The organism is Sporosarcina sp. FSL K6-1522 (assembly GCF_038622445.1).
Classification (GTDB): Bacteria; Bacillota; Bacilli; order Bacillales_A; family Planococcaceae; genus Sporosarcina.
In genome coordinates this window covers 1,462,501-1,484,604 of record NZ_CP152019.1, presented here as the reverse complement: position 1 = coordinate 1,484,604, position 22,104 = coordinate 1,462,501, and the positions used below count along the sequence as shown (strand labels likewise).

Sequence of the window (22,104 nt, the reverse complement as noted above, 5' to 3'; positions counted from 1 at the left end):
CCTTAATTTCCGCAAAGAACGCAGAAATACGGCCAATCGAACCCTTCGCTGTTCGATTGGCAACGAATGAATGACCAACATCCTGTTGGCCTAATTGTAGCAGTGACTGGCTCCCGACTATGTTCAGTCAATTTCCGTCTGTTCTTCCACAGGAATCGTATGTCGCGTATCTTCCGCTAGGTGTTTATGATCATTCATGTTATTTGTCCCCCGCGTCATATCGTCATACGGCGTATACATACTGTCCGATTTCCTTTTGTTCTTGGAAAATGCTTTTATTAATGCCACAATGACTAACAATATAAAGCCACCGCCAAATAGAATCGTGACTATTGAAGAAGTAGCCATATAAACACCCCTTTTTATAAATTATACTATTTATCTCGCTAGAAGTTTCAGTTTCAGATACGCTACAAAACACAATTTATACACATTCCAAGTAAAATAAATTGTGTTTTTCTTGTAAATAAATTATTATTAGCTTAACTAACTATTTAACCACTACAGGAGGTGTACACTTTGTTCTACCCCTCATTCGGGTTTGGAACAAAGTAATTATTTGGAAATCGCCATACGATTGACAGCATTCGCTGTCTTGATCGCCCTCACCGCATTTTTTGTTGCGAGTGAATTTGCTATTGTGAAAGTAAGGAAAACACGTATTGATCAGCTAGTTGCAGAAGGAAACAAACGAGCGATTAGTGCAAAAAAAGTAATTTCTAATTTGGATGAATACCTATCCGCTTGTCAATTAGGAATCACGATTACCGCTCTCGGACTCGGGATGCTCGGTGAGCCTACTGTTAAATTGATGTTGAAACCAATTTTCACACAACTCGATTTGACACCTAGTCTTTCTAGCCTTCTTTCATTCATCATCGCGTTCACGTTCGTAACATTCTTGCATGTTGTTGTAGGTGAATTGGCTCCTAAAACAATCGCGATTCAAAAAGCGGAAGAAGTTACTTTGTCATTTTCAAAACCGCTGATTTTATTTTATCGCCTCATGTACCCTATCATCAAAGGGATGAATGGTTCTGCCCGTTTCATCTGTCATCTTCTTGGTTTCAAATCAATATCGGAATCAGAAGTCGCACATACAGAAGAAGAACTTCGTATGATTTTATCGGACAGTTTAAAAAGCGGTGAAATCAACCAATCCGAATATAAATATGTCAATAAAATTTTTGAATTTGACGATCGGATTGCCAAAGAAATTATGGCTCCTCGTACAGAATTGATATCCATTGAAAAGGATATGACATTACGTGAGGTATTCGAAGTCATTGGTGTCGAGCAATATACACGCTATCCCGTAACAGACGGCGATAAAGACCACATCATTGGCCTCGTGAATATGAAAAATCTGTTGACAGCATTCATTAAAGACCCTGAAACAGAGCACCGCCCCGTAATCGACTACATGCAACCGATTATTCATGTTATCGAAACGATGCCTATTGGTGATTTACTACTTAAAATTCAACGAGAGCGTATTCATATGGCGATCTTGATGGATGAGTATGGAGGAACTTCAGGGCTTGTGACAATCGAAGACATTCTCGAAGAAATCGTTGGAGATATTCGAGACGAATTCGATACACATGAAATTCCAGAAATCCAAACACTTGGCGAGGATCATTATATTTTTGATGCCAAAATGTTGATTGAAAATGTTAATGACATCCTTGGCATTGACATCGATGAAGAAGATATCGATACAATCGGTGGCTGGTTCATGACGCAACGCTTCGATGCCATTCAAGGCGAAAAAATTATCGAACAAGGGTATGAGTTTATGGCGAAAGATGTAGATGGTCACCATATCCTTTACCTAGAAGTGATGAAAGATAAAACAGAAGAAGTTGGAAATCCATCCGAATTATCGATGGAATCTTAATGAAGGGCGGCTCTCCTATTGTGGAGGCCGCTCTTTTCTTTATGAATGAAATACATATTGACAGTTGGTTTACATTTTGTTATGGTGGATACATCTTACAGAAAGCAGGTGAAGTTTTATGGCTATTATCATTGTTCCTATTGTCAACCCGATCGGACCCATACTTTCACCTGCCATGCTTCTCTAAAGAGGTATGCTTATTCTGTTATGCGCGTGAAAGCCGTGGTGTCCGATCGAGGACCCACGGCTTTTTTATAATTCTACTACGCACATAACAGGAGGAATCTACATTGGTAAACTTACACGAATACGGTTGGAATACAGTACACGAAACAAATTGGAATGACATAAACGATAACGTCAAACTAGAAAAATGCGTCCCTGGACGCGTGACACTTGAACATAAACGGATGTACCGTGTCATAACTGCTGAGGGCGAATGGCTATCTGTTTGCTCCGGCGCGTTTACACATGATGCACAGCAACGCCGGGACTTCCCCGCAGTTGGCGATTGGGTTGCAGTAGAAAAAATGCCTGGTGAGGAACGCGGCATTATCCATGCGATTCTCCCCCGCACCTCCTTGTTTTCTCGGAAGGCTGCTGGCTCAACAATCGTCGAACAAATTATTGCTGTCAACGTCGATATTGTCTTTCTCGTCATGTCGATGAATCAGGATTTCAATGCGAGGCGTCTCGAACGCTATCTCGTTGCGGCCTACGATTCCGGCGCCAATCCCGTCGTTGTGCTGACGAAAAAAGATATCTGCGATAATCCTAGCTTCTATCTTGAAGAAGCACAAAATATTGCATTGGGCGCTGATATTTTTGCGGTCAGTAATGTTACGGGTGAAGGTGTCGATGCACTAACCGCCCTGCTGAAAGATGGCAAGACAGCAGCATTATTAGGTTCGTCAGGTGTCGGAAAGTCCTCGCTAACGAATGCCATTTGTGGTGAGGAGACAATGGCCGTACAAACAATTCGCGAAGATGATGCAAAGGGGCGCCATACAACAACACACCGAGAGCTCATTCGAATTCCGAGTGGCGGTGTGTTAATTGACACACCTGGTATGCGCGAATTCCAGCTATGGGACAATAGCGAAAGCCTCGAATCCGGCTTTAAAGATATCGAAGCGTTGGCAGACGCTTGCAAATTCAATGACTGCCAGCATAACAATGAGCCTGGCTGTGCAATCCAAGAAGCACTTGCTACAGGTGTCTTGCCTGAAGAACGCTATGCGAGCTATCTAAAACTGCAAAAAGAGTTAGCCTTCCTCGACCGTAAAATGGATCGTGTCGCGCAAGCTGAAGAACGCAATAAGTGGAAAAAGATTACGAAAAGTATGCGTAATCATCCTTCAAAGAAGAAATAACGGATTGGAGAGGATTGTTCTTTTTATAAGAATGATCCTCTTTTTATTGTTATCACCGCCATAGAGATAAATAGCAATCATCACATGGCTATTCTTCTGAACGGAGACACAAAAATACGCCACTAAGTTCAACTCCTTATTAGTAGCGCATTTTTATTATCTATTTAAAAAGCCGCCTATGCGCAATCCCAATGCACATAAGCAGCTCTTTTTAACTTAGCCTTTCCTATACTCAACCTTATACACATCATGGCGACGATCTTTTAGCTGCTTTACTGTCCCGTCTTGGCGTTGGCGGCGCAAAATTTCAAGGTCAACATCGCCAATCAACACCATTTCTAAGTTCGCATTCGTCTCGCCTACAATGCCATCGCGTGCAAATTCAAAATCTGATGGTGCAAAAATCGCGGACTGTGCATATTGAATATCCATATTTTCCGTCTGTGGTAGATTGCCAACTGTCCCGGAAATGACGGTATAGATTTGATTTTCTACGGCGCGTGCTTGTGCACAATAACGAACACGTAAATAGCCTTGACGGTCTTCTGTACAAAATGGTGTAAAGATAATATTCGCGCCCATATCAGTCGCAATCCGCGCCAATTCTGGAAACTCGATATCATAGCAAATTTGAATGGCGATTTTCCCACAATCCGTATCGAAGACGCGAACCGCATCGCCTGCGCTAATGCCCCACCATTTCCGCTCATTTGGCGTAATATGAATTTTATATTGTTTCTCGATGGAGCCATCGCGGCGGAATAAATACGAGATATTGTAAATCTCTTCATCCTCTTCCTCAACGAAATGCGACCCGCCGATAATATTGACGTTATAACGAACCGCTAGATTCATAAATAGCTCAATATATTGTGGCGTGTACTCCGTCATCTTTCGCACCGCCTGGCTCGGAGATCGTTCATCTATAAAGGACATTAGTTGCGTTGTGAAGATTTCTGGGAAAACAACAAAATCAGAGTTGGCATCTGACGCAACGTCCACAAAGTATTCGCATTGATGTGCCATCTCTTCAAACGAGGAAATCTTACGCATTAAATATTGCACGACGCAGATTCGGACGGGATAACTCGTCTTAAAGTGACGCTTTGTTAGCGGCTTATAATCGACATTATTCCATTCCATTAGCGTGGCATATTTTTTCGATGCTTTATCATCCGGCAAATAATTCGGATTGACGCGCATTAACGTAAAGTCGTTCATGAGCTGGAAGGTCAGAACAGGATCATAGATTTTATGACGCGATACAGAATCTACGTATTCTCGCGGCGACATTTCTTCCGCATATTTATGATAGTTTGGAATGCGTCCTCCGATAATAATTGACTTCAAGTTCAGCTCTCTCGCAAGTTCTTTACGCGCTTCGTATAAGCGCTGCCCAACTTTCATTCGACGATAGCCAGGATGCACCATCACTTCAATACCGTACATATTATAACCATCTGGATTGTGATTCGTAATGTAACCCTCGTCCGTCACATCATCCCATGTATGACGATCGTCGTATTCATCGAAGTTGATGATTAAACTCGAACACGAACCAATGATTTCTCCATCCAATTCCGCCACAAGTTGTCCTTCCGGAAAAACGGCCAAATGACTCTTTAACTGGCTTTCTTCCCACGGTTCCATGCCAGGAAAACAAAGTTCCTGCATCGCCAATAAGCGCTTAATATCTTCATATTCCATTGGGCGAATTACCATGCTGATTTCAAAAGACGACAAATCGAATTCTTCACTCATCCAAAACATCCCTTCTCCATCCGTTTCTCTTAAGTATATCGCACAATCCTTACGAATCCATAACGCCAAATGCGAGCTCGATGTAAAATGACTGACTTCTACTAATGCAAGTGCATATTATTTACTTGCGAAAGATGACCGCCTATAATCAAAGATATAGTTATCCCTATAGGAGTTGGTTAGATGAACAAACGGCTCGAAAATGGTCTTATCTTTATATGGACAGTCGCATTTGTTGCTACACTTGGTTCGCTATACTTTTCTGAAATACGCGGCTATGAACCATGCACGCTTTGCTGGTACCAACGGATTCTTATGTATCCAATCGTCCTGATTTCAGGCGTTGCGCTGTTCCAAAAAAATGCGAAAATCGCCATGACAACAGCTGCTTTTGCACTTGTTGGAGGAAGTATGTCTCTCTATCATTATGGCATTCAAAAACTGCGCTTTTTGAGCGAAAGTGCTCCCACATGTGGAAATGTATCTTGTACCGGGCAATATATTAACTATCTCGGTTTCATCACCATCCCATTCCTAGCACTTGTCGCATTTTTACTCATTTTAATCACAAGCCTTTTCATGATGAAATGGCAGAAGGAGTCCAAGTAAATTGAAAAAACTATTCATTATCGGGGGTGCGATTGTTGCGTTTTTCGCCCTTATCGTTTTCCTCTCAAACAAATCAGACGAAGCAAAATTGAAAGACAATCCGTATGGCACAGACAATCTTCAGCAGGCTACGATCGATTTGATCGGCAACAAACATTATGACAGCATCGTTCTACCTGAAAAAATGTTCGAAAAAGTGGATGCTGGTGAATCGACAACTGTCTACTATTTCAGCCCAGATTGTCAGTATTGCATGGCTATGACACCGGACTTAATGCCAATCGCTAAAGAGCTAGGTGTCGATGTGTTGCAATACAACATGATGGAATTTGGCAACCAAGTTGGGGCTGACACAAAGTACAATGTCGAATCTTGGCCAGCGCTTGTTCATTATAAAGACGGTAAAGAAATCGGTCGTATGATGGGTCAACAGCCGGAAAAAAATATCCGAGCATTTTTCGCAGAATTTGAAGGGAAATGATGGGCAATATGACGTTATTTCATTATCAAACACCAGCACCTGATTTGACGGTCGAGCAACTGCTAAAAGACAAATGGCAAGGTGGCAAAAAAACGGTTCACCTCATGCGTATGAGCAAAAGTGTACTGGACGCGAACAATGAGCCTATCGATGATTGGCGTACTCCCCTTGCAGCTGGGACGGAATTAGTCTTCACTTTTCCAGAGGCCATTTCCACTTATCTTGCTGATGAACAAAGTGCACTTACTGTCCTCTTTGAAGATGAGCATATCCTAGCAGTTGTGAAACCTGCTGGCATTGCAACGCATCCTGATGGACCTGGTGAAACGGGCACACTTATGAATCGTGTAATGGCTTATGTGAAAAAACAAGGCGGTAACTATGCAGAGCATATCCACCGGCTCGACAAAGGGACTTCCGGCATCGTGCTAATCGCCAAGCACCCGATTGCGAAGTCATTATTCGACCGCATGATTGAGCAAAATGTCATTACAAGAACGTATATCGCAGAAGTTGACGGGCATGTGAAAAGACCGAAAGGCACAATTCGCTTGCCGATTGGTCGAGATCGCCATCATCCGGCGAAAAGAATTGTCTCTACTTCAGGACAATCCGCTGTCACCAACTTCCGCATTATTGAACGAAAAGAAGACACAACCATTGTAGAGGCCGAACTTGAAACAGGGCGCACACATCAAATTCGGGTGCACTTGTCGCATCTCGGACATCCTGTTACAGGGGATACACTATATGATGGCCATGCAACCGAAGACGGTACTTACCGCCTAACAGCTACAGCATTGGCATTCGTTCATCCATTTACGGAACAACAAATGACGATTAACATATAAAAAATGCCAGGGAGATTTTTTCTCCCTGGCATTTTTTATATAGCTTCATTCAGTAACGGCCATTTTTTCCTGCTCAGTAAGTCAAAACGTATCCGGATCTGATCCCGTCCGTTCATTACGATTCAATGCGTTGATCAACGCCATATCCTCAGCTGACAATTCAAAATCAGCAACTTCACTATTTTCTTTAATGCGTGAGGGCGTCACAGATTTCGGTATAACAATGAGATCATTTTGCAAATGCCAACGAATGATGACTTGTGTAGCCGTCTTGCCATATTTCTCCCCAATTGCTAATAGCGTCGGTTCTGTCAGCAATTGCCCTCTTGCTAGCGGCGACCAAGATGTAATCTCAATGCCATTCTCTTTACAGAAGTTCCGCAACGGCTCCTGTGTCAGGCGTGGATGAAGCTCAATCTGATTGACCATCGGCGGCACATTCGCTTTCACCAAAACTTGTTCTAAGTGATGAATATGATGATTGGACACGCCAGTTGCACGAATGAGTTTTTCATCATACAATCGCTCAATCGCACGGTACGTATCGACATATTTCCCCGATACCGGCCAATGAGTCAAATATAGATCCAAATAATCGAAGCCCAATTTCTTCAATGAAACCTCGAATGCACGAAGCGTCTCATCATATCCTTGATCTGTATTCCACACTTTGGATGTAACAAACATTTCTTCCCGTGGCACACCAGCATATCGAAGCGCTTCGCCTGTCTCTTTTTCATTATCATAAAAGGATGCCGTATCAATCGCACGATAGCCTGTCTCAATTGCATATGTAATCGCTTCAAAGGTTTGCTTTGAATCCGTCATTTTGTAAACACCTAGGCCAAATTGGGGCATGTGCACACCATTTGCAAGTTCTTTTGTTCCAGTCCATACTTTTGTCATATTCGCTTTCCCCTTTCAGTACTTCTCTTTCTAATTGTACAATTCGCCTGCATACTTGACGAGTTTTCTGACTTAATGCTCAGTTGAATTTCTAGGTAGAAACGAATATTATTATTAATGGACGTAACATCGTTCGTATTTTGAAAGGAGAATTTCATTGTTTCATTTAAAAGAGCATCATACGACCGTAAAAACTGAAATTTTAGCAGGTATGACGACTTTTTTGACAATGCTTTACATCGTCATCGTTAACCCTATTATATTAGCTGAAGCTGGCGTACCATTCGAGCAAGTATTTCTGGCAACCATCATCGCTGCCGTCGTCGGAACACTTTGGATGGCGCTATTTGCAAATTATCCAATCGCCATCGCACCTGGAATGGGATTGAACGCCTATTTTACATCAGTCGTTCTCGCATCTGATGGGCAACTTGACTATATGGCTGCTTTTTCTGCAGTCTTCATCGCCGGGTTATTGTTTGTTCTTCTGTCCATGACCCCTCTCCGTGAAAAGCTCATTCAAGCCATTCCGGAAAATTTAAAACATGCAATTACAGCAGGCATTGGCTTATTCATCGCCTTCATCGGTTTTCGATTATCAGGCCTCGTTGCCCCACATGAAACGAACCTCGTGAAACTCGGAGATTTAACTTCTCCACCTGTATTGCTCACATTGTTTGGACTTCTTGTCACCATCATTTTGATGGCCTTGAATGTCTACGGTTCAATCTTCATCGGTATGTTATTGACAGGAATCGCCGCTTTCTTGACCAAGCAGCTCGAATTTAAAGGGAGTCTATGGCAAATGCCACACTTACCTGAAGGGATTATCGTCTGGAATCCCATCCAAGCAGTTGGCGATGTTATCTCACATGGTCTGTATGGTGTCGTCTTCGCCTTCCTGATTGTTACCTTGTTCGACACGACAGGTACGATGATTGGCGTAGCCAAACAAGCAGGCCTCATGAAAGGCAACACACTCCCGCGCGCACGCCACGCACTGCTTGCTGACTCTATTGCAGCAACAACTGGGGCCATGTTCGGTACGAGCCCAACGTCAGCATATGTTGAATCTTCTTCTGGCGTTGCAGTAGGCGGACGTACAGGTCTCACAACACTGACTGTTGCGATTTTGTTCATTGTCGCCGCCTTTTTCGGACCATTTGTCAGTGCATTGTCAGGTGTCTCTGCGATCACTGCACCGGCTTTGATTATCGTCGGAAGTCTAATGATTGGTACTGTTAAACATATCGATTGGGATTCGTTCGATGAAGCATTCCCGGCCTTTCTCGTTATTCTAACGATGCCACTTACATCGAGCATTGCAACAGGTATCGCACTTGGCTTCATCACATATCCTTTGTTGAAAGTCGTAAAAGGTAAATGGAGACAAGTTCCATTCCTTCTTTATATTTTCGCGATACTTTTCACCTATCAATTGCTCTTTTTACCCCATTAAGAAAAGCGCAGTGCGCCTGGAGTCTAGACATTAAAAAATTCCCTTCCATATGCGGAAGGGAATTTTTTTAATTATATCGTTCTGCTTCTAGACATAAAAGCGGATACGAAAAGTGCGATTGCTGTAACCAAGTGCATGAACCAACCAAAAACCGGAATGACACTCACTACACTTGTGACAAGACCTAGAATCGATGCTGCCTTCCCTTGCCTATCTCGAATCGACAATATCAAGGTAATCGCATGCAACACAAACATCACCGTCAACGCCGAATAGCTTGTCCCTAAAATCACTGCTCCACCGATAATCGGAATAGCTAGAAAGCCCTCTGCAACTGCGGTTACCCATTTCATAATCGTAGAATAATTTCTCATCTATTTTTCCTCCATCTCATTTCAGCTATACTCTTTTTACGTTTCATTATACAAATAGTTTCACTGCTAATTGATTTTCTCGTATCTGTCACAACTTTTTGGAGCATGCATACCAATTCATTTTAAAATAGGGTATACTAGATAAAGAACTATTGATTTTACAGGAGGTCTATCCGATGAATCTTATTCTTATTATGGGCGTTTCACTTGCATTCCTATCTGCAATCTTTACGGGTGGGTATGAGAGCAAACCAGGTCAAAAAAGCAAAAAAGATCGCGGCCATCAGCCAACATAATGTGAGACGGGACTTGCCATTTGGCTTGTCCCGTTTTTTCATCCTAACCCTGGATAATCTTGCTGCCTAAGCGCTTCATAAATAAGTATCGCCGCCGTATTCGATAAATTGAGGGAGCGAATATTGCCGTTCATCGGGATGCGCAAGCATCGTTCTTTATGCTCTTCTAGAATATCAGCTGGAAGCCCCGTTGTCTCTTTCCCAAAAACAAAGAAAATATCCTTCGCTGGATCAGAATAATCGAATGCCGTATGGGGCTGTTCACCATGCTTCGTCAAAAAGTAAAATAATCCTTGTGGATACGCCGCAAATAATTCATGAATACCATCATGGTACGTAATATCGACATGCTCCCAATAATCAAGTCCCGCCCGCTTCAACATTTTATCGTCCGTCGAAAATCCAAGCGGTTTGATAAGATGAAGTTTTGCCCCAGTTCCTGCACATGTCCGCGCGATATTCCCTGTATTCGCAGGGATTTGTGGTTCAAATAATGCAACATGTATCCTCATCGTGTAGCCTCCTAAAATTGTTCTTTCCAATTATCTAACGCATTTTGTAATTCCGCAAGTACATGTGCATCTTGCTCTTTCTCCATGGCCTCTTGAATGGCTAACAGCCCTTCCTCTGCACCGATTTGGCTGAGTGCCCACGCGATTGTTCCTCTTATCATAGGTCGAGGATCTTGCTCCAGCATATCGATCAATTCAGGGACTGCCGATACTTCCTTGAAGTGTGCCAATGCAATAATGGCATTGCGCTGAATCGGATTTTTTCCACGCCATGAACCCGATACATGGCCATAGGTCTCCTTAAATTCACGGTTTGACAGCTTCAGCATTGGCTGCAACAAAGGCTTTGCTAACTCAGGTTCCGGTTGAAACGCCTGCTGATGCAAATTCTGTTTTCCTTTATTCTTCGGACAAACCGTCTGACATGTATCACAGCCATACAACCGATTGCCAAACTCCATTCGAAACTCCTCTGGGATTGGTGTCTTAGACTGCGTCAGAAACGCAATACAGCGCTGTGCATTCAGTTGCCCCCCTTGAATCAAAGCCCCTGTCGGACAGACATCTAAGCACAGTCTACAGTCCCCACACTCATCCTCCATCGGCACATCCGGTGAAAATGGTATATTCGTAATCATTTCGCCAAGATAGACATACGAACCGAATTCTGGTGTAATGATTGAACAATTTTTTGCCGACCAACCAATACCCGCTCGCTCCGCCACCGCACGATCCGACAACTCCCCCGTGTCAACCATCGAACGCAGCTTAGCATCCGGCACATATTGCACAATAAACGCTTCAAGTAGCCTAAGCTTCTCACGAAGAACGGTGTGATAATCCGTCCCCCACGACGCACGACAAAAAATTCCTCGACGCTCCCCTTTCTTTCCTTTAGGCGAATTGGTCATTTTAGACGGATACGCAACAGCAATCGCAATAATGCTCTCCGCCTGGTCCAGTAAAAGGGCAGGTTCTGTGCGCTTCTCTAAATCTTTCTCCTCAAATCCCGACTGGTAGCCTAGTTCTTGCTGCCGTTTCAAGCGATTTTTTAGTTCACGGAATGGAGCTGCCGTCGTAAAGCCAATTTTATCAATACCAATTGACTCTGCGTAAACCTTTACCGCCTGTTGCAATTGAACAGCATTCACACTTTATCGTCTCCTTTATGCTAGTATTGAGTTAACTTGATTTCGCATGCAATTCAAGGTGTTCTACACCTATGCCAAATCAACACGAATCATATATAAAAGGGTGATGTCATTGAAAATCGAAATGGATACGAAACTATTTGAAGCCGTGCCCGGATTAAAATTGGGCATTAACCATTATACCAAAATTACCGTGTCAGAATCGCCTCAAATGCTGAAAGGCCGCCTACAACTGTTCCAAGAACAACTTTTCTTTGAACTTGAGGAAAAAAACTTTTCCGACTTTCCAGGCATTCACGAATGGCGCACCGTATGGAAAGCTCTCGGCGCTGATCCAAACCGCTACCGACATTCCACAGAAGCACTGATGCGACGCATCAAGAAACAAAACTACATCCAGCCGTTTCACACCGCAGTCGATTTAAACAACTTCTTTTCCTTACAGCACGAAATCCCAGCAGGCATCTATGACGTTGAAAAAATTGTCGGCAATATCCACGTGTCATCAGGTAAAGAAGCAGATGGATACGATGGACTAAACGGTCGTTTCAATTCATTACAAAATATCGTCTTATTAAAAGATAACTATAGCCCATTCGGCAGCCCCTTCGTGGACTCCATCAGAACCTCTGTCACAGAAGAGACAACAGATGCACTCCATGTCTTCTTTATTCGTCCATCCATGGATGCAAGAGAAGCGTTTGAACTAACAACCGCCTGTGGCAGTATGTTCACCAGCATTAGCGGTGGTGACGTCCACTCCTATGTTTTGCACGAAGGACAAGCTTCCGTTATAGTGAATGGAAAGGAATAGGGGGAATGACTAGATGGCGAACATTACACTCGCTGAAGCTGTAAAACTCAAAAGTGTTTTGACAAAGCGAATCCATGAACTTGAGGATGAAATGAGACGCGTCGCCTTTACGACGATTGAAAAGGGCAACACGCCTGAACAAGGACCACGTACCCTTGGGCATGTTGAAACTGAATTGGATGAAGTACGTCTGGATAGCCGTGTACTCGATCGTCTGATGTACCGCGCCAATATTGACCATACAATCGACTTCCAAGGACAACAGCTCGCCATTGTAGAAGCGATTGAACTCGCCACACAATTACGTGCGAAAGCTCGCTTCTATAAAGAGCTCTCTACAGCCGAAAAAGAAGAAATTCAATACGGTTACTCAGAAAGCACTACCATCTACCGCGTCGCCCTTTTCAATCCGGAAGACTATCGCGTGAAATCCTTACAACTAGAAAAAGATGCACATAAATTATCGAACCTCATCAATGCGAAAAACTACTCGATTACCTTAGCTTTCGATGACAGTAAATACTTCTGATATCCTTGAAAAGGTGAGACTCCTTTTCAAGGCATAGAGTGGGGCCCTCAATTTAAATGTTGGCAAACCAATGACCAATTCCCATTTACTTTGTGACCAATCCCCAATGACCAACTAGGGCAAATGCAATTCCCTCCCAATTAGTGTCGTTTCACCCGGCCCCACCCTATGAAAATCGCTCCTTCCGTTTTAGCGGCAAGGAGCGATTTTGTTTATCTTCATTCAGCAGAAAACTCCCACCTCGATAGGTGGTGAGATGAATGCGTTTTATTTCCTGTTCAGTGATTGTTCAAACACCGGCTGAACGAAGATAAAGCCTCCGGCGGATGTCACAGATTTTTTAGAGGAGCTTTTCGAGCGAGCTCGAAAAAATCTGGACGCAATTACGCCAAGGCGTAATTGATACTCAATTTTTGAAGGGCTTTGTTTTCTTACCATCTATTAGCAAATTCCAGGTGCCTTGCCCTGGAAAATATAAATTTCCACGATACTGATAAATATCTCCCCCTGCTGCCCCGCTAAATGTACCATCCTGCATGAAAACATGTTCAGAAACAATATTTCCTTTGTTATTAAGTAATTTCACTTTTATTTCCTTCCCATTGTCCATAGTACTTTCAATATATACTTCAGTTTCCTTACCGACTATCAGTTCCATTGGATGGTCAATTAACGTATATTGTTCCGCCTTGGGAAGTGGTGGAAGGACTTCAATCAGGAATTCTGTAAATAATTGATTATCTACAAGAAAAGAGAGTTGCCATTCCCCTTCTCTCGAAAATGGTTGAAAACTCGTCAATACTTGTTGAACATCTTCACCAAATAGAAAATCATCGAAAACCCCTTCAGACATTTTAATTTTTTCATTGTAAGTATTCCTAGCTTCTACTCTAAAGTTTTTTCCTGCAAGTACCGATGGATCTCCCCAAAAGTACAGCATCATTTTCGCCCCTCTTCTTGCATCATCTGCTACAAACTGCCCGCCACCTAGCATCCCCACCTTTCCTTCAACGCCTATCACTTGTTGGTTATGTGATACGTTGAAGACTTCTGCTTGCTACACAGTCAGTGACACTTGCAGTTGAAATAAATGCCGCAATCCATTATCACTGGATAGTACAAGGACAAACACTGTCGCACATAGCAAAGCAAATGCCATAAGTGGTTTAGTAAACTGTACCCGCTTATTAGATGTTGTTTTCTTCCGCAAAGCTCGGATAATATTTTCTTTCTGCCCTTCATTCAATGTATGTTTAGGAAGGCTTTTCAGATTTTCCTGTACGTTTTCTATTTCCTTCATTAGTTACCCCCTCCTCCACTAATAAGTCTTTTAATTTTTTTAAGGATCGATGAAACAGGACATTTACATGATTAACATTGGTTTTTAATACTTCACTCACTTCTTTAGCTGGCAGTTCCAAAATACCTCTCAGGATGACAACCTCTTTATAGCGAGGAGGTAGTTGGTGAATGGCCTTGTACAATTGAGCGATATCCTGATTGATGATGGTCTGTTCTTCTAACGCATTCGAAAGTGGTTGTTCTCTAAAAACAATATGTTTAATTCTCTCCCATACTTTCCTTCTACGATAATGATCGATCACACGATTTCTTGCGATAGAAATAAGCCACGTTTTCGGATGGGACTGTGCTTGAAGACTAGGCATTTTCTTCATCGCAATCAGAAAGGTTTCTTGTACGAGATCCTCAACATCCACGGAGCCTGTATAGTACGTCAAAAAGCTCGTGATATCCCTTTCGTACAATTGAAACCAATCCTCAATTGAATGGTTCGCCACACGATTTCCCCTCCTTTACTCATTAGACGATTTACGCTATACAATATTACAAAAAACGCTACTTTCATTTTAAAATGAAGGTAGCGTTTACATTACATACTTTCCGCAATTTCTTTCAAAGCCTTTGCACGATTCACTAGAAACTTGCGCATATAACTTTCCAGAAATAACTTATCCGCGATAACACCAATCGGCCCAAATGGGGAACGATATTGAAAACGATCAATCATTACCGTCCCATTCCCCTGCTCTATAAACTCATGAATATGATGAAAGGAATGGAAAGCCCCCTTCACCATGATATCTTCAAAGGAATATGGCCTATTCATAACCGTCACTTTCGCCGTCAACCTTTGCCTGACACCCAAATGGACTGCTTCCCATGTCACGACATCCCCAGCCTGCAATAACCCCATCGTAACCCCACCAACAGCCTTCTCCTGCGTCTTCCCTGTTGTCCGCGTGTGAGTCTCTACATCCCTCGCAAGATCAAAGCAGCGTTCGATAGGAGCTTGGACGAATTCTCTATGTTCAATTAACGGCATCACTGTTCCTCCATCTTTTAAAAAGCTTTTATGATTGACCATCCCTTATACTGACCGCAATGCTTTTTTGCATATAAACACATTAGTTCCGTTTGATAATCAATCAGTGCCAGCGCTTCCGTTTTCATGGCTTTGAGAATGATTGAATAATCATGTTCACTATCAATCACAATTTGAAACCCTGTTTGTTGCATATCCGTTAGACATTCTTCAACATATTCCTTAGGTATTTCAAGCTCATGCGTGATATGACATGTGTTATCCTCATACAAATTAATTTTGGTTTCTTGAACTTGTTGCTTATTTCTTCTCTCTCGCTGTGCCAACCCTACTGGCTTTTCAAAACAATTGAACAACCCTTCTCCAAAATTCCGATCAATCTCAATTCGATTATAATCTAATATCCATTTTCTTGATTCACGGTATAAGGGTAGTAACTCCTCTTTTTTCAAACTATAAACATCGCAACCACGCTCATCATACATGTGAAATAGCGTTTGTCTCGTCAAATTAACGATATAGAGGTTTGCGTCTATCCGCGGCTTCCTATGAGATTGTTTGTTACCTAATGCCCGAATTATATAGTCTACAAATAGATCTTCCTTTTTAACCTTTAGACCATATCGAGTCGTCGTCATATCCTCTTCGTCATATTCAAATGGAATGGTCTCATGCGTTAAACCGTATATCAACTTTTTATTTCTTAGAAAGCGTTTGATAGCCGGTAACTCTCTTCTCTCAGCGATATGAGTATCGGTTGAGAACACAAGCAACATTTCATCATTCGTTCCAAACATATAATGAAAAATCGATTTTGCACGATGATATACCTCATTAAAATAATCCTTTTCTTCTAACTGAGACAAGCCCAACTCAAACCGAATCCAATATTTTGACTGATTTTTTAATTGCTCAAATAAAACCATTGAATTCCTCCTTCACTTTAGATGGAATGATAAGTACTAGCCATTCGAGCCGGTGAAAAGTAAACATCATATTTCTCCCCAATTTCTTTTTGAACTTCCTCTGTTAACTTCTTACCTTGCTTATTATGTATCATCTCAAGCTCAATTCCATTGGACACAATCCTATCCTTTTCCCAATCAATCCATTCACCATACCGCAGCATCCATTCCCGTAATCGAGTTTTTAATCCATGTGAAATTGGAAGCTCCTCTAAATCCAAATTGCGCATACATTCAGCACACCATACGGGATCAGCACTTACCTCTCCCTCTATCTTCAACTCATAAACCTCTCCTGGTGCACAAAAACATTTCATAATGTTAAACACATCCTCTTTACATTTTTCTACAAATAATTATATCATTGCATTAAACCAAAAATGCCACCACTCCATGAGTAGTGACAGATGAGATAATTAAAAGTCTTCTCTTTCTAACTTTATAAACGAAAAAAGACATAACCGAAGTTATGTCTTTTTACTTGATACCCGAGGCCGGACTTGAACCGGCACGCCTCGCGGCATCGCATTTTGAGTGCGACGTGTCTGCCATTCCACCACTCGGGCATAATCATATTCATTTTACAGATAGCAGCTAATAAAATTGGAGGCGGCAACCGGAATCGAACCGGTGGTAAGGGTGTTGCAGACCCGTGCCTTACCGCTTGGCTATGCCGCCGTAGAAAAAGTGGAGCGGAAGACGGGATTCGAACCCGCGACCCCGACCTTGGCAAGGTCGTATTCTACCACTGAACTACTTCCGCAAAACTAACTGGGGTAGCTGGATTCGAACCAACGAATGACGGAGTCAAAGTCCGTTGCCTTACCGCTTGGCTATACCCCAAAAATTAAATGGGGCGGATGAAGGGAATCGAACCCTCGAATGTCGGAATCACAATCCGATGCGTTAACCACTTCGCCACACCCGCCATTATAACTATTACTTTATTTAAAAAAATCATGGGGCGACTGAAGGGAATCGAACCCTCGAATGTCGGAATCACAATCCGATGCGTTAACCACTTCGCCACAATCGCCATAATCTTATTAAAGTGATAAATGGCAGGGGCAGTAGGAATCGAACCCACACCAAAGGTTTTGGAGACCTCTATTCTACCGTTGAACTATGCCCCTACAAAAATGGTGGTGGGGGACGGATTCGAACCGCCGAACCCGGAGGGAGCGGATTTACAGTCCGCCGCGTTTAGCCACTTCGCTACCCCACCAAAAATAAAGTATGATGCCGGCGAAAGGACTTGAACCCTCAACCTACTGATTACAAGTCAGTTGCTCTACCAATTGAGCTACACCGGCACGTGGAATTTGAATGATGGCTCAGGACGGAATCGAACCGCCGACACAAGGATTTTCAGTCCTTTGCTCTACCGACTGAGCTACTGAGCCATATCATTATTCTTTTTTAAAAAAATGGCGGTCCCGACGGGAATCGAACCCGCGATCTCCTGCGTGACAGGCAGGCATGTTAACCGCTACACCACGGGACCATTTGGTTGCGGGGACAGGATTTGAACCTGCGACCTTCGGGTTATGAGCCCGACGAGCTACCACTGCTCCACCCCGCGACAATACTATTACTAACTTTTTAAAATAAATGGTGGAGGATGACGGGCTCGAACCGCCGACCCCCTGCTTGTAAGGCAGGTGCTCTCCCAGCTGAGCTAATCCTCCTGGGTTATAATTGCGATAAGCGGCGCATTACTGCGTCATCTTCAATCGTTCAGTCAGTCACGTACTGTTGTACGCTCCTTCCCTCACTCAATCGCTTCCTTGTTCTGCTTACTTCTCCCAATTTTAACGGGAGTAGCTATAGAATTTCTTGACTAAAATGGTGACCCCTACGGGATTCGAACCCGTGTTACCGCCGTGAAAGGGCGGTGTCTTAACCGCTTGACCAAGGGGCCATACTATAAGAGATAAGCTTTAGATTAACTGGCGGAGAGCAAGGGATTTGAACCCTTGAGACAGCGTTAGCCGCCTACACGATTTCCAATCGTGCTCCTTCGGCCACTCGGACAGCTCTCCTAAATGGCTCCGCAGGTAGGACTCGAACCTACGACCGATCGGTTAACAGCCGATTGCTCTACCACTGAGCTACTGCGGAATAATACTACAAGTCATACTGCTTTGTATGTATACTGAGAATGACAGCCTAGCGATGTCCTACTCTTGCAGGGGGGAACCCCCAACTACCATCGGCGCTGAAGAGCTTAACTTCCGTGTTCGGTATGGGAACGGGTGTGACCTCTTCGCCATCATCACTAGACTATTTTCACAAGACAATTACTATCTTAACATATCCACTAAGTAATTGCAAGCGTTTCAACAAAATAATTTATTTTGTTTTGTTCGCTCAAAACTGAATAAAACCAACATTGTATTACACAAATCGAGCCAACCGTGCACTTTTTAATTAAGGTTAAGTCCTCGATCGATTAGTATCCGTCAGCTCCACACGTCACCGCGCTTCCACCCCAGACCTATCAACCTCATCTTCTTTGAGGGATCTTACTTACTTGCGTAATGGGAAATCTCATCTCGAGGGGGGCTTCATGCTTAGATGCTTTCAGCATTTATCCCGTCCACACATAGCTACCCAGCGATGCCTTTGGCAAGACAACTGGTACACCAGCGGTGTGTCCATCCCGGTCCTCTCGTACTAAGGACAGCTCCTCTCAAATTTCCTGCGCCCGCGACGGATAGGGACCGAACTGTCTCACGACGTTCTGAACCCAGCTCGCGTACCGCTTTAATGGGCGAACAGCCCAACCCTTGGGACCGACTACAGCCCCAGGATGCGATGAGCCGACATCGAGGTGCCAAACCTCCCCGTCGATGTGGACTCTTGGGGGAGATAAGCCTGTTATCCCCGGGGTAGCTTTTATCCGTTGAGCGATGGCCCTTCCATGCGGAACCACCGGATCACTAAGCCCGTCTTTCGACCCTGCTCGACTTGTAGGTCTCGCAGTCAAGCTCCCTTATGCCTTTGCACTCTACGAATGATGTCCAACCATTCTGAGGGAACCTTTGGGCGCCTCCGTTACTCTTTAGGAGGCGACCGCCCCAGTCAAACTGTCCGCCTGACACTGTCTCCTGCCCCGATAAGGGGCATGGGTTAGAAGTCCAATACATCCAGGGTAGTATCCCACCAACGCCTCCTCCGAAGCTGGCGCTCCGGGCTCTAAGGCTCCTACCTATCCTGTACAGGATGCATCGGAATTCAATATCAGGTTACAGTAAAGCTCCACGGGGTCTTTCCGTCCTGTCGCGGGTAACCTGCATCTTCACAGGTATTATAATTTCACCGAGTCTCTCGTTGAGACAGTGCCCAGATCGTTACGCCTTTCGTGCGGGTCGGAACTTACCCGACAAGGAATTTCGCTACCTTAGGACCGTTATAGTTACGGCCGCCGTTTACTGGGGCTTCAATTCAAAGCTTCGCTTGCGCTGACCTCTCCTCTTAACCTTCCAGCACCGGGCAGGCGTCAGCCCCTATACTTCACCTTGCGGTTTTGCAGAGACCTGTGTTTTTGCTAAACAGTCGCCTGGGCCTATTCACTGCGGCTCTCTCGGGCTTTAACACCCTACCAGAGCACCCCTTCTCCCGAAGTTACGGGGTCATTTTGCCGAGTTCCTTAACGAGAGTTCTCTCGATCACCTTAGGATTCTCTCCTCGCCTACCTGTGTCGGTTTGCGGTACGGGCACCTCCCGCCTCGTTAGAGGCTTTTCTTGGCAGTGTGAAATCAGGGACTCCGGAGACAATTCTCCTCGCCATCACAGCTCAATGTTATAGGAACGGGATTTGCCTCGTTCCACACCTCACTGCTTAGACGCGCATAACCAACAGCGCGCTCACCCTATCCTACTGCGTCCCCCCATTACTCAAACGGCGGGGAGGTGGTACAGGAATATCAACCTGTTATCCATCGTCTACGCCTTTCGGCCTCGACTTAGGTCCCGACTAACCCTGAGCGGACGAGCCTTCCTCAGGAAACCTTGGGCATTCGGTGGAAGGGATTCTCACCCTTCTTTCGCTACTCATACCGGCATTCTCACTTCCAAGCGCTCCACCAGTCCTTACGGTCTAGCTTCAACGCCCTTGGAACGCTCTCCTACCACTGACACCTAAGGTGTCAATCCACAGTTTCGGTGATTCGTTTAGCCCCGGTACATTTTCGGCGCAGCGCCACTCGACCAGTGAGCTATTACGCACTCTTTAAATGATGGCTGCTTCTGAGCCAACATCCTGGTTGTCTGGGCAACGCCACATCCTTTTCCACTTAACGAATACTTGGGGACCTTAACTGGTGGTCTGGGCTGTTTCCCTCTCGACTACGGATCTTATCACCCGCAGTCTGACTCCCAAACATAAATCATCGGCATTCGGAGTTTGTCTGAATTCGGTAACCCGGGATGGGCCCCTAGTCCAAACAGTGCTCTACCTCCGAGATTCTTAACGTTTGAGGCTAGCCCTAAAGCTATTTCGGAGAGAACCAGCTATCTCCAGGTTCGATTGGAATTTCACCGCTACCCACACCTCATCCCCGCATTTTTCAACATACGTGGGTTCGGGCCTCCAGTAAGTGTTACCTTACCTTCACCCTGGACATGGGTAGATCACCTGGTTTCGGGTCTACGACCCCATACTCATTCGCCCTATTCAGACTCGCTTTCGCTGCGGCTCCGCATTCACTGCTTAACCTTGCATGGAATCGTAACTCGCCGGTTCATTCTACAAAAGGCACGCCATCACCCATTAACGGGCTCTGACAACTTGTAGGCACACGGTTTCAGGATCTATTTCACTCCCCTTCCGGGGTGCTTTTCACCTTTCCCTCACGGTACTGGTTCACTATCGGTCACTAGGGAGTATTTAGCCTTGGGAGATGGTCCTCCCGGATTCCGACGGAATTTCACGTGTTCCGCCGTACTCAGGATACACTCTGGAGAGAATGGACTTTCGACTACGGGGCTTTTACCCGCTACGGCGGACCTTTCCAGGTCGCTTCGCCTAATCCATTCCTTTGTAACTCCGTGTAGAGTGTCCTACAACCCCAGGAAGCAAGCTTCCTGGTTTGGGCTCTTCCCGTTTCGCTCGCCGCTACTCAGGGAATCGATGTTTCTTTCTCTTCCTCCGGATACTTAGATGTTTCAGTTCTCCGGGTCTGCCTCGTTTACGCTATGTATTCACGTAAACGTACTACCCCATTATGGGCAGTGGGTTTCCCCATTCGGAAATCTCCGGATCAAAGCTTACTTACAGCTCCCCGGAGCATATCGGTGTTAGTGCCGTCCTTCTTAGGCTCCTAGTGCCAAGGCATCCGCCGTGCGCCCTTTCTAACTTAACCTTCATACGGATTTCGATAAGCTTCGCATTGCATTGTCAGCTCAGCCGTTCAGATTCTCACGTGCGTTAGCACGTTCCGGTCTTCACTTCATCGCTTCCTAGCACTGCTTGCTTCTCGCAATCCTCGGGTGACTACAATTGCATAGCGATATGCGCCTGTAATCGTTAAAAAGTATTGCATAAGTAAATCACAAAAGTCATTTACTCGGTTGATTCTTGATTTATTACTATCAATGTCGTTTTATCCAGTTTTCAAAGAACAAATAATTGGTGGAGCCTAGCGGGATCGAACCGCTGACCTCCTGCGTGCAAGGCAGGCGCTCTCCCAGCTGAGCTAAGGCCCCGAAAATATATGTTTACTTTCTAAGTAAACTCACTTAGTTTTTTATGGTGGGCCTAAGTGGACTCGAACCA

General features: G+C 44.3%; 20 protein-coding genes, 18 tRNA genes and 2 rRNA genes (1 of these 40 only partly in view). 8 read left to right on the top strand and 32 right to left on the bottom strand.

Translation table 11 applies throughout. The features are described 5' to 3' along the window. Window positions 1–123 precede the first annotated feature (123 nt). Complete coding sequence (locus MKY34_RS07255; protein WP_342514519.1) at window positions 124–348, bottom strand: hypothetical protein; 225 nt, start codon at window positions 346–348, stop codon at window positions 124–126. Window positions 349–577: 229 nt separating this feature from the next. Here MKY34_RS07255 and MKY34_RS07250 point away from each other — a divergent pair, with 229 nt between their 5' ends. Together MKY34_RS07250 and rsgA are read left to right on the top strand one after the other, a co-directional pair. Next, window positions 578–1,900 (top strand): hemolysin family protein, encoded by a 1,323-nt coding sequence (locus tag MKY34_RS07250; protein WP_342514518.1) that lies wholly within the window; start codon window positions 578–580, stop codon window positions 1,898–1,900. A 290-nt stretch (window positions 1,901–2,190) separates the two neighbouring features. Further along, window positions 2,191–3,273, top strand: coding sequence for a ribosome small subunit-dependent GTPase A (rsgA, locus tag MKY34_RS07245; protein WP_342514517.1), 1,083 nt, complete (start codon window positions 2,191–2,193; stop codon window positions 3,271–3,273). Between the two features lie 216 nt (window positions 3,274–3,489). On the opposite strand, the gene MKY34_RS07240 is transcribed toward rsgA, so the two are convergent. Continuing rightward, complete coding sequence (locus MKY34_RS07240) at window positions 3,490–5,034, bottom strand: bifunctional GNAT family N-acetyltransferase/carbon-nitrogen hydrolase family protein (RefSeq protein ID WP_342514516.1); 1,545 nt, start codon at window positions 5,032–5,034, stop codon at window positions 3,490–3,492. Between the two features lie 183 nt (window positions 5,035–5,217). Between MKY34_RS07240 and MKY34_RS07235 the strand changes: the two genes are divergently transcribed. From MKY34_RS07235 to MKY34_RS07225, 3 genes are read left to right on the top strand one after another with little or no spacing between them, the layout of a single operon-like run. Further along, a complete protein-coding gene (locus MKY34_RS07235) occupies window positions 5,218–5,643 on the top strand; it encodes a disulfide oxidoreductase (protein WP_342514515.1) in 426 nt (141 codons plus the stop codon). A gap of 1 nt (window position 5,644) precedes the next feature. After that, on the top strand, window positions 5,645–6,124 hold the full coding sequence (locus MKY34_RS07230) for a thioredoxin family protein (RefSeq protein WP_342514514.1): 480 nt from the start codon (window positions 5,645–5,647) through the stop codon (window positions 6,122–6,124). Continuing rightward, a complete protein-coding gene (locus tag MKY34_RS07225; protein WP_342514513.1) occupies window positions 6,124–6,975 on the top strand; it encodes an RluA family pseudouridine synthase in 852 nt (283 codons plus the stop codon). Before MKY34_RS07230 ends, MKY34_RS07225 begins: the two co-directional genes overlap by 1 nt. Before the next feature lie 81 nt (window positions 6,976–7,056). Here the strand turns inward: MKY34_RS07225 and MKY34_RS07220 are convergent, their stop codons facing one another. After that, window positions 7,057–7,881 carry an aldo/keto reductase gene (locus tag MKY34_RS07220; protein ID WP_342514512.1) on the bottom strand — a complete coding sequence of 275 codons (825 nt, stop codon included), beginning with the start codon at window positions 7,879–7,881 and terminating at the stop codon, window positions 7,057–7,059. 157 nt (window positions 7,882–8,038) lie between these two features. On the opposite strand from MKY34_RS07220, the gene MKY34_RS07215 reads away from it, so the two are divergent. After that, window positions 8,039–9,340: an NCS2 family permease gene (locus MKY34_RS07215; protein WP_342514511.1), complete on the top strand. Its 1,302-nt coding sequence runs from the start codon at window positions 8,039–8,041 to the stop codon at window positions 9,338–9,340. Window positions 9,341–9,411: 71 nt separating this feature from the next. Here the strand turns inward: MKY34_RS07215 and MKY34_RS07210 are convergent, their stop codons facing one another. From MKY34_RS07210 to queG, 3 genes are all read right to left on the bottom strand, one after another. Then, the gene (locus MKY34_RS07210; RefSeq protein WP_342514510.1) at window positions 9,412–9,714 is read right to left on the bottom strand and encodes a hypothetical protein; all 303 of its coding nucleotides are present in this window, start codon (window positions 9,712–9,714) and stop codon (window positions 9,412–9,414) included. A gap of 334 nt (window positions 9,715–10,048) precedes the next feature. Then, window positions 10,049–10,522 (bottom strand): tRNA (uridine(34)/cytosine(34)/5-carboxymethylaminomethyluridine(34)-2'-O)-methyltransferase TrmL, encoded by a 474-nt coding sequence (gene trmL, locus MKY34_RS07205; RefSeq protein WP_342514509.1) that lies wholly within the window; start codon window positions 10,520–10,522, stop codon window positions 10,049–10,051. A gap of 11 nt (window positions 10,523–10,533) precedes the next feature. Next, window positions 10,534–11,673 carry a tRNA epoxyqueuosine(34) reductase QueG gene (gene queG, locus MKY34_RS07200; protein WP_342514508.1) on the bottom strand — a complete coding sequence of 380 codons (1,140 nt, stop codon included), beginning with the start codon at window positions 11,671–11,673 and terminating at the stop codon, window positions 10,534–10,536. Window positions 11,674–11,779: 106 nt separating this feature from the next. Between queG and MKY34_RS07195 the strand changes: the two genes are divergently transcribed. Both MKY34_RS07195 and MKY34_RS07190 read left to right on the top strand, forming a co-directional pair. Continuing rightward, on the top strand, window positions 11,780–12,487 hold the full coding sequence (locus MKY34_RS07195) for a phenylalanine--tRNA ligase beta subunit-related protein (protein WP_342514507.1): 708 nt from the start codon (window positions 11,780–11,782) through the stop codon (window positions 12,485–12,487). Window positions 12,488–12,500: 13 nt separating this feature from the next. After that, a complete protein-coding gene (locus MKY34_RS07190) occupies window positions 12,501–13,016 on the top strand; it encodes a hypothetical protein (protein WP_342514506.1) in 516 nt (171 codons plus the stop codon). Window positions 13,017–13,422: 406 nt separating this feature from the next. Here MKY34_RS07190 and MKY34_RS07185 read toward each other — a convergent pair whose 3' ends face one another. The 26 genes from MKY34_RS07185 to MKY34_RS07060 all read right to left on the bottom strand — a co-directional run. Continuing rightward, the gene (locus MKY34_RS07185) at window positions 13,423–14,016 is read right to left on the bottom strand and encodes a hypothetical protein (RefSeq protein ID WP_342514505.1); all 594 of its coding nucleotides are present in this window, start codon (window positions 14,014–14,016) and stop codon (window positions 13,423–13,425) included. Window positions 14,017–14,073: 57 nt separating this feature from the next. Further along, a complete protein-coding gene (locus tag MKY34_RS07180; RefSeq protein ID WP_342514504.1) occupies window positions 14,074–14,316 on the bottom strand; it encodes a hypothetical protein in 243 nt (80 codons plus the stop codon). Then, window positions 14,270–14,815 (bottom strand): sigma-70 family RNA polymerase sigma factor, encoded by a 546-nt coding sequence (locus tag MKY34_RS07175; protein WP_342514503.1) that lies wholly within the window; start codon window positions 14,813–14,815, stop codon window positions 14,270–14,272. The genes MKY34_RS07180 and MKY34_RS07175 overlap by 47 nt, the downstream gene beginning before the upstream one ends. Window positions 14,816–14,907: 92 nt before the next feature. Continuing rightward, on the bottom strand, window positions 14,908–15,360 hold the full coding sequence (locus tag MKY34_RS07170) for an SRPBCC family protein (RefSeq protein WP_342514502.1): 453 nt from the start codon (window positions 15,358–15,360) through the stop codon (window positions 14,908–14,910). A gap of 17 nt (window positions 15,361–15,377) precedes the next feature. Beyond that, a complete protein-coding gene (locus MKY34_RS07165; protein WP_342514501.1) occupies window positions 15,378–16,286 on the bottom strand; it encodes a DUF3885 domain-containing protein in 909 nt (302 codons plus the stop codon). A 17-nt stretch (window positions 16,287–16,303) separates the two neighbouring features. Then, complete coding sequence (locus tag MKY34_RS07160; RefSeq protein WP_342514500.1) at window positions 16,304–16,606, bottom strand: hypothetical protein; 303 nt, start codon at window positions 16,604–16,606, stop codon at window positions 16,304–16,306. Window positions 16,607–16,810: 204 nt separating this feature from the next. Then, window positions 16,811–16,891, bottom strand: a tRNA-Leu gene (locus MKY34_RS07155). A gap of 38 nt (window positions 16,892–16,929) precedes the next feature. Then, window positions 16,930–17,003 (bottom strand) — tRNA-Cys (locus tag MKY34_RS07150). A gap of 10 nt (window positions 17,004–17,013) precedes the next feature. Further along, window positions 17,014–17,088, bottom strand: a tRNA-Gly gene (locus MKY34_RS07145). A gap of 8 nt (window positions 17,089–17,096) precedes the next feature. Further along, window positions 17,097–17,168 (bottom strand) — tRNA-Gln (locus MKY34_RS07140). A 9-nt stretch (window positions 17,169–17,177) separates the two neighbouring features. After that, window positions 17,178–17,253, bottom strand: a tRNA-His gene (locus MKY34_RS07135). A gap of 32 nt (window positions 17,254–17,285) precedes the next feature. Next, window positions 17,286–17,361: transfer RNA gene (locus MKY34_RS07130), tRNA-His, on the bottom strand. 23 nt (window positions 17,362–17,384) lie between these two features. Beyond that, window positions 17,385–17,458: transfer RNA gene (locus MKY34_RS07125), tRNA-Trp, on the bottom strand. Window positions 17,459–17,465: 7 nt separating this feature from the next. After that, window positions 17,466–17,550, bottom strand: a tRNA-Tyr gene (locus tag MKY34_RS07120). A gap of 15 nt (window positions 17,551–17,565) precedes the next feature. After that, window positions 17,566–17,638, bottom strand: a tRNA-Thr gene (locus tag MKY34_RS07115). 17 nt (window positions 17,639–17,655) lie between these two features. Continuing rightward, window positions 17,656–17,728, bottom strand: a tRNA-Phe gene (locus tag MKY34_RS07110). A gap of 25 nt (window positions 17,729–17,753) precedes the next feature. Further along, window positions 17,754–17,829, bottom strand: a tRNA-Asp gene (locus tag MKY34_RS07105). A gap of 3 nt (window positions 17,830–17,832) precedes the next feature. Beyond that, window positions 17,833–17,907 (bottom strand) — tRNA-Met (locus MKY34_RS07100). A 30-nt stretch (window positions 17,908–17,937) separates the two neighbouring features. Next, window positions 17,938–18,013, bottom strand: a tRNA-Val gene (locus tag MKY34_RS07095). Window positions 18,014–18,171: 158 nt separating this feature from the next. Then, window positions 18,172–18,246, bottom strand: a tRNA-Glu gene (locus MKY34_RS07090). A 29-nt stretch (window positions 18,247–18,275) separates the two neighbouring features. After that, window positions 18,276–18,367 (bottom strand) — tRNA-Ser (locus MKY34_RS07085). A 4-nt stretch (window positions 18,368–18,371) separates the two neighbouring features. Beyond that, a tRNA-Asn gene (locus tag MKY34_RS07080) sits at window positions 18,372–18,446 on the bottom strand. Window positions 18,447–18,492: 46 nt separating this feature from the next. Beyond that, window positions 18,493–18,608, bottom strand: a 5S ribosomal RNA gene (gene rrf, locus MKY34_RS07075). Between the two features lie 149 nt (window positions 18,609–18,757). Continuing rightward, window positions 18,758–21,691 (bottom strand): 23S ribosomal RNA (locus MKY34_RS07070). Between the two features lie 267 nt (window positions 21,692–21,958). Beyond that, a tRNA-Ala gene (locus MKY34_RS07065) sits at window positions 21,959–22,034 on the bottom strand. A gap of 44 nt (window positions 22,035–22,078) precedes the next feature. Continuing rightward, window positions 22,079–22,104: transfer RNA gene (locus MKY34_RS07060), tRNA-Ile, on the bottom strand (it continues 51 nt past the right edge of the window).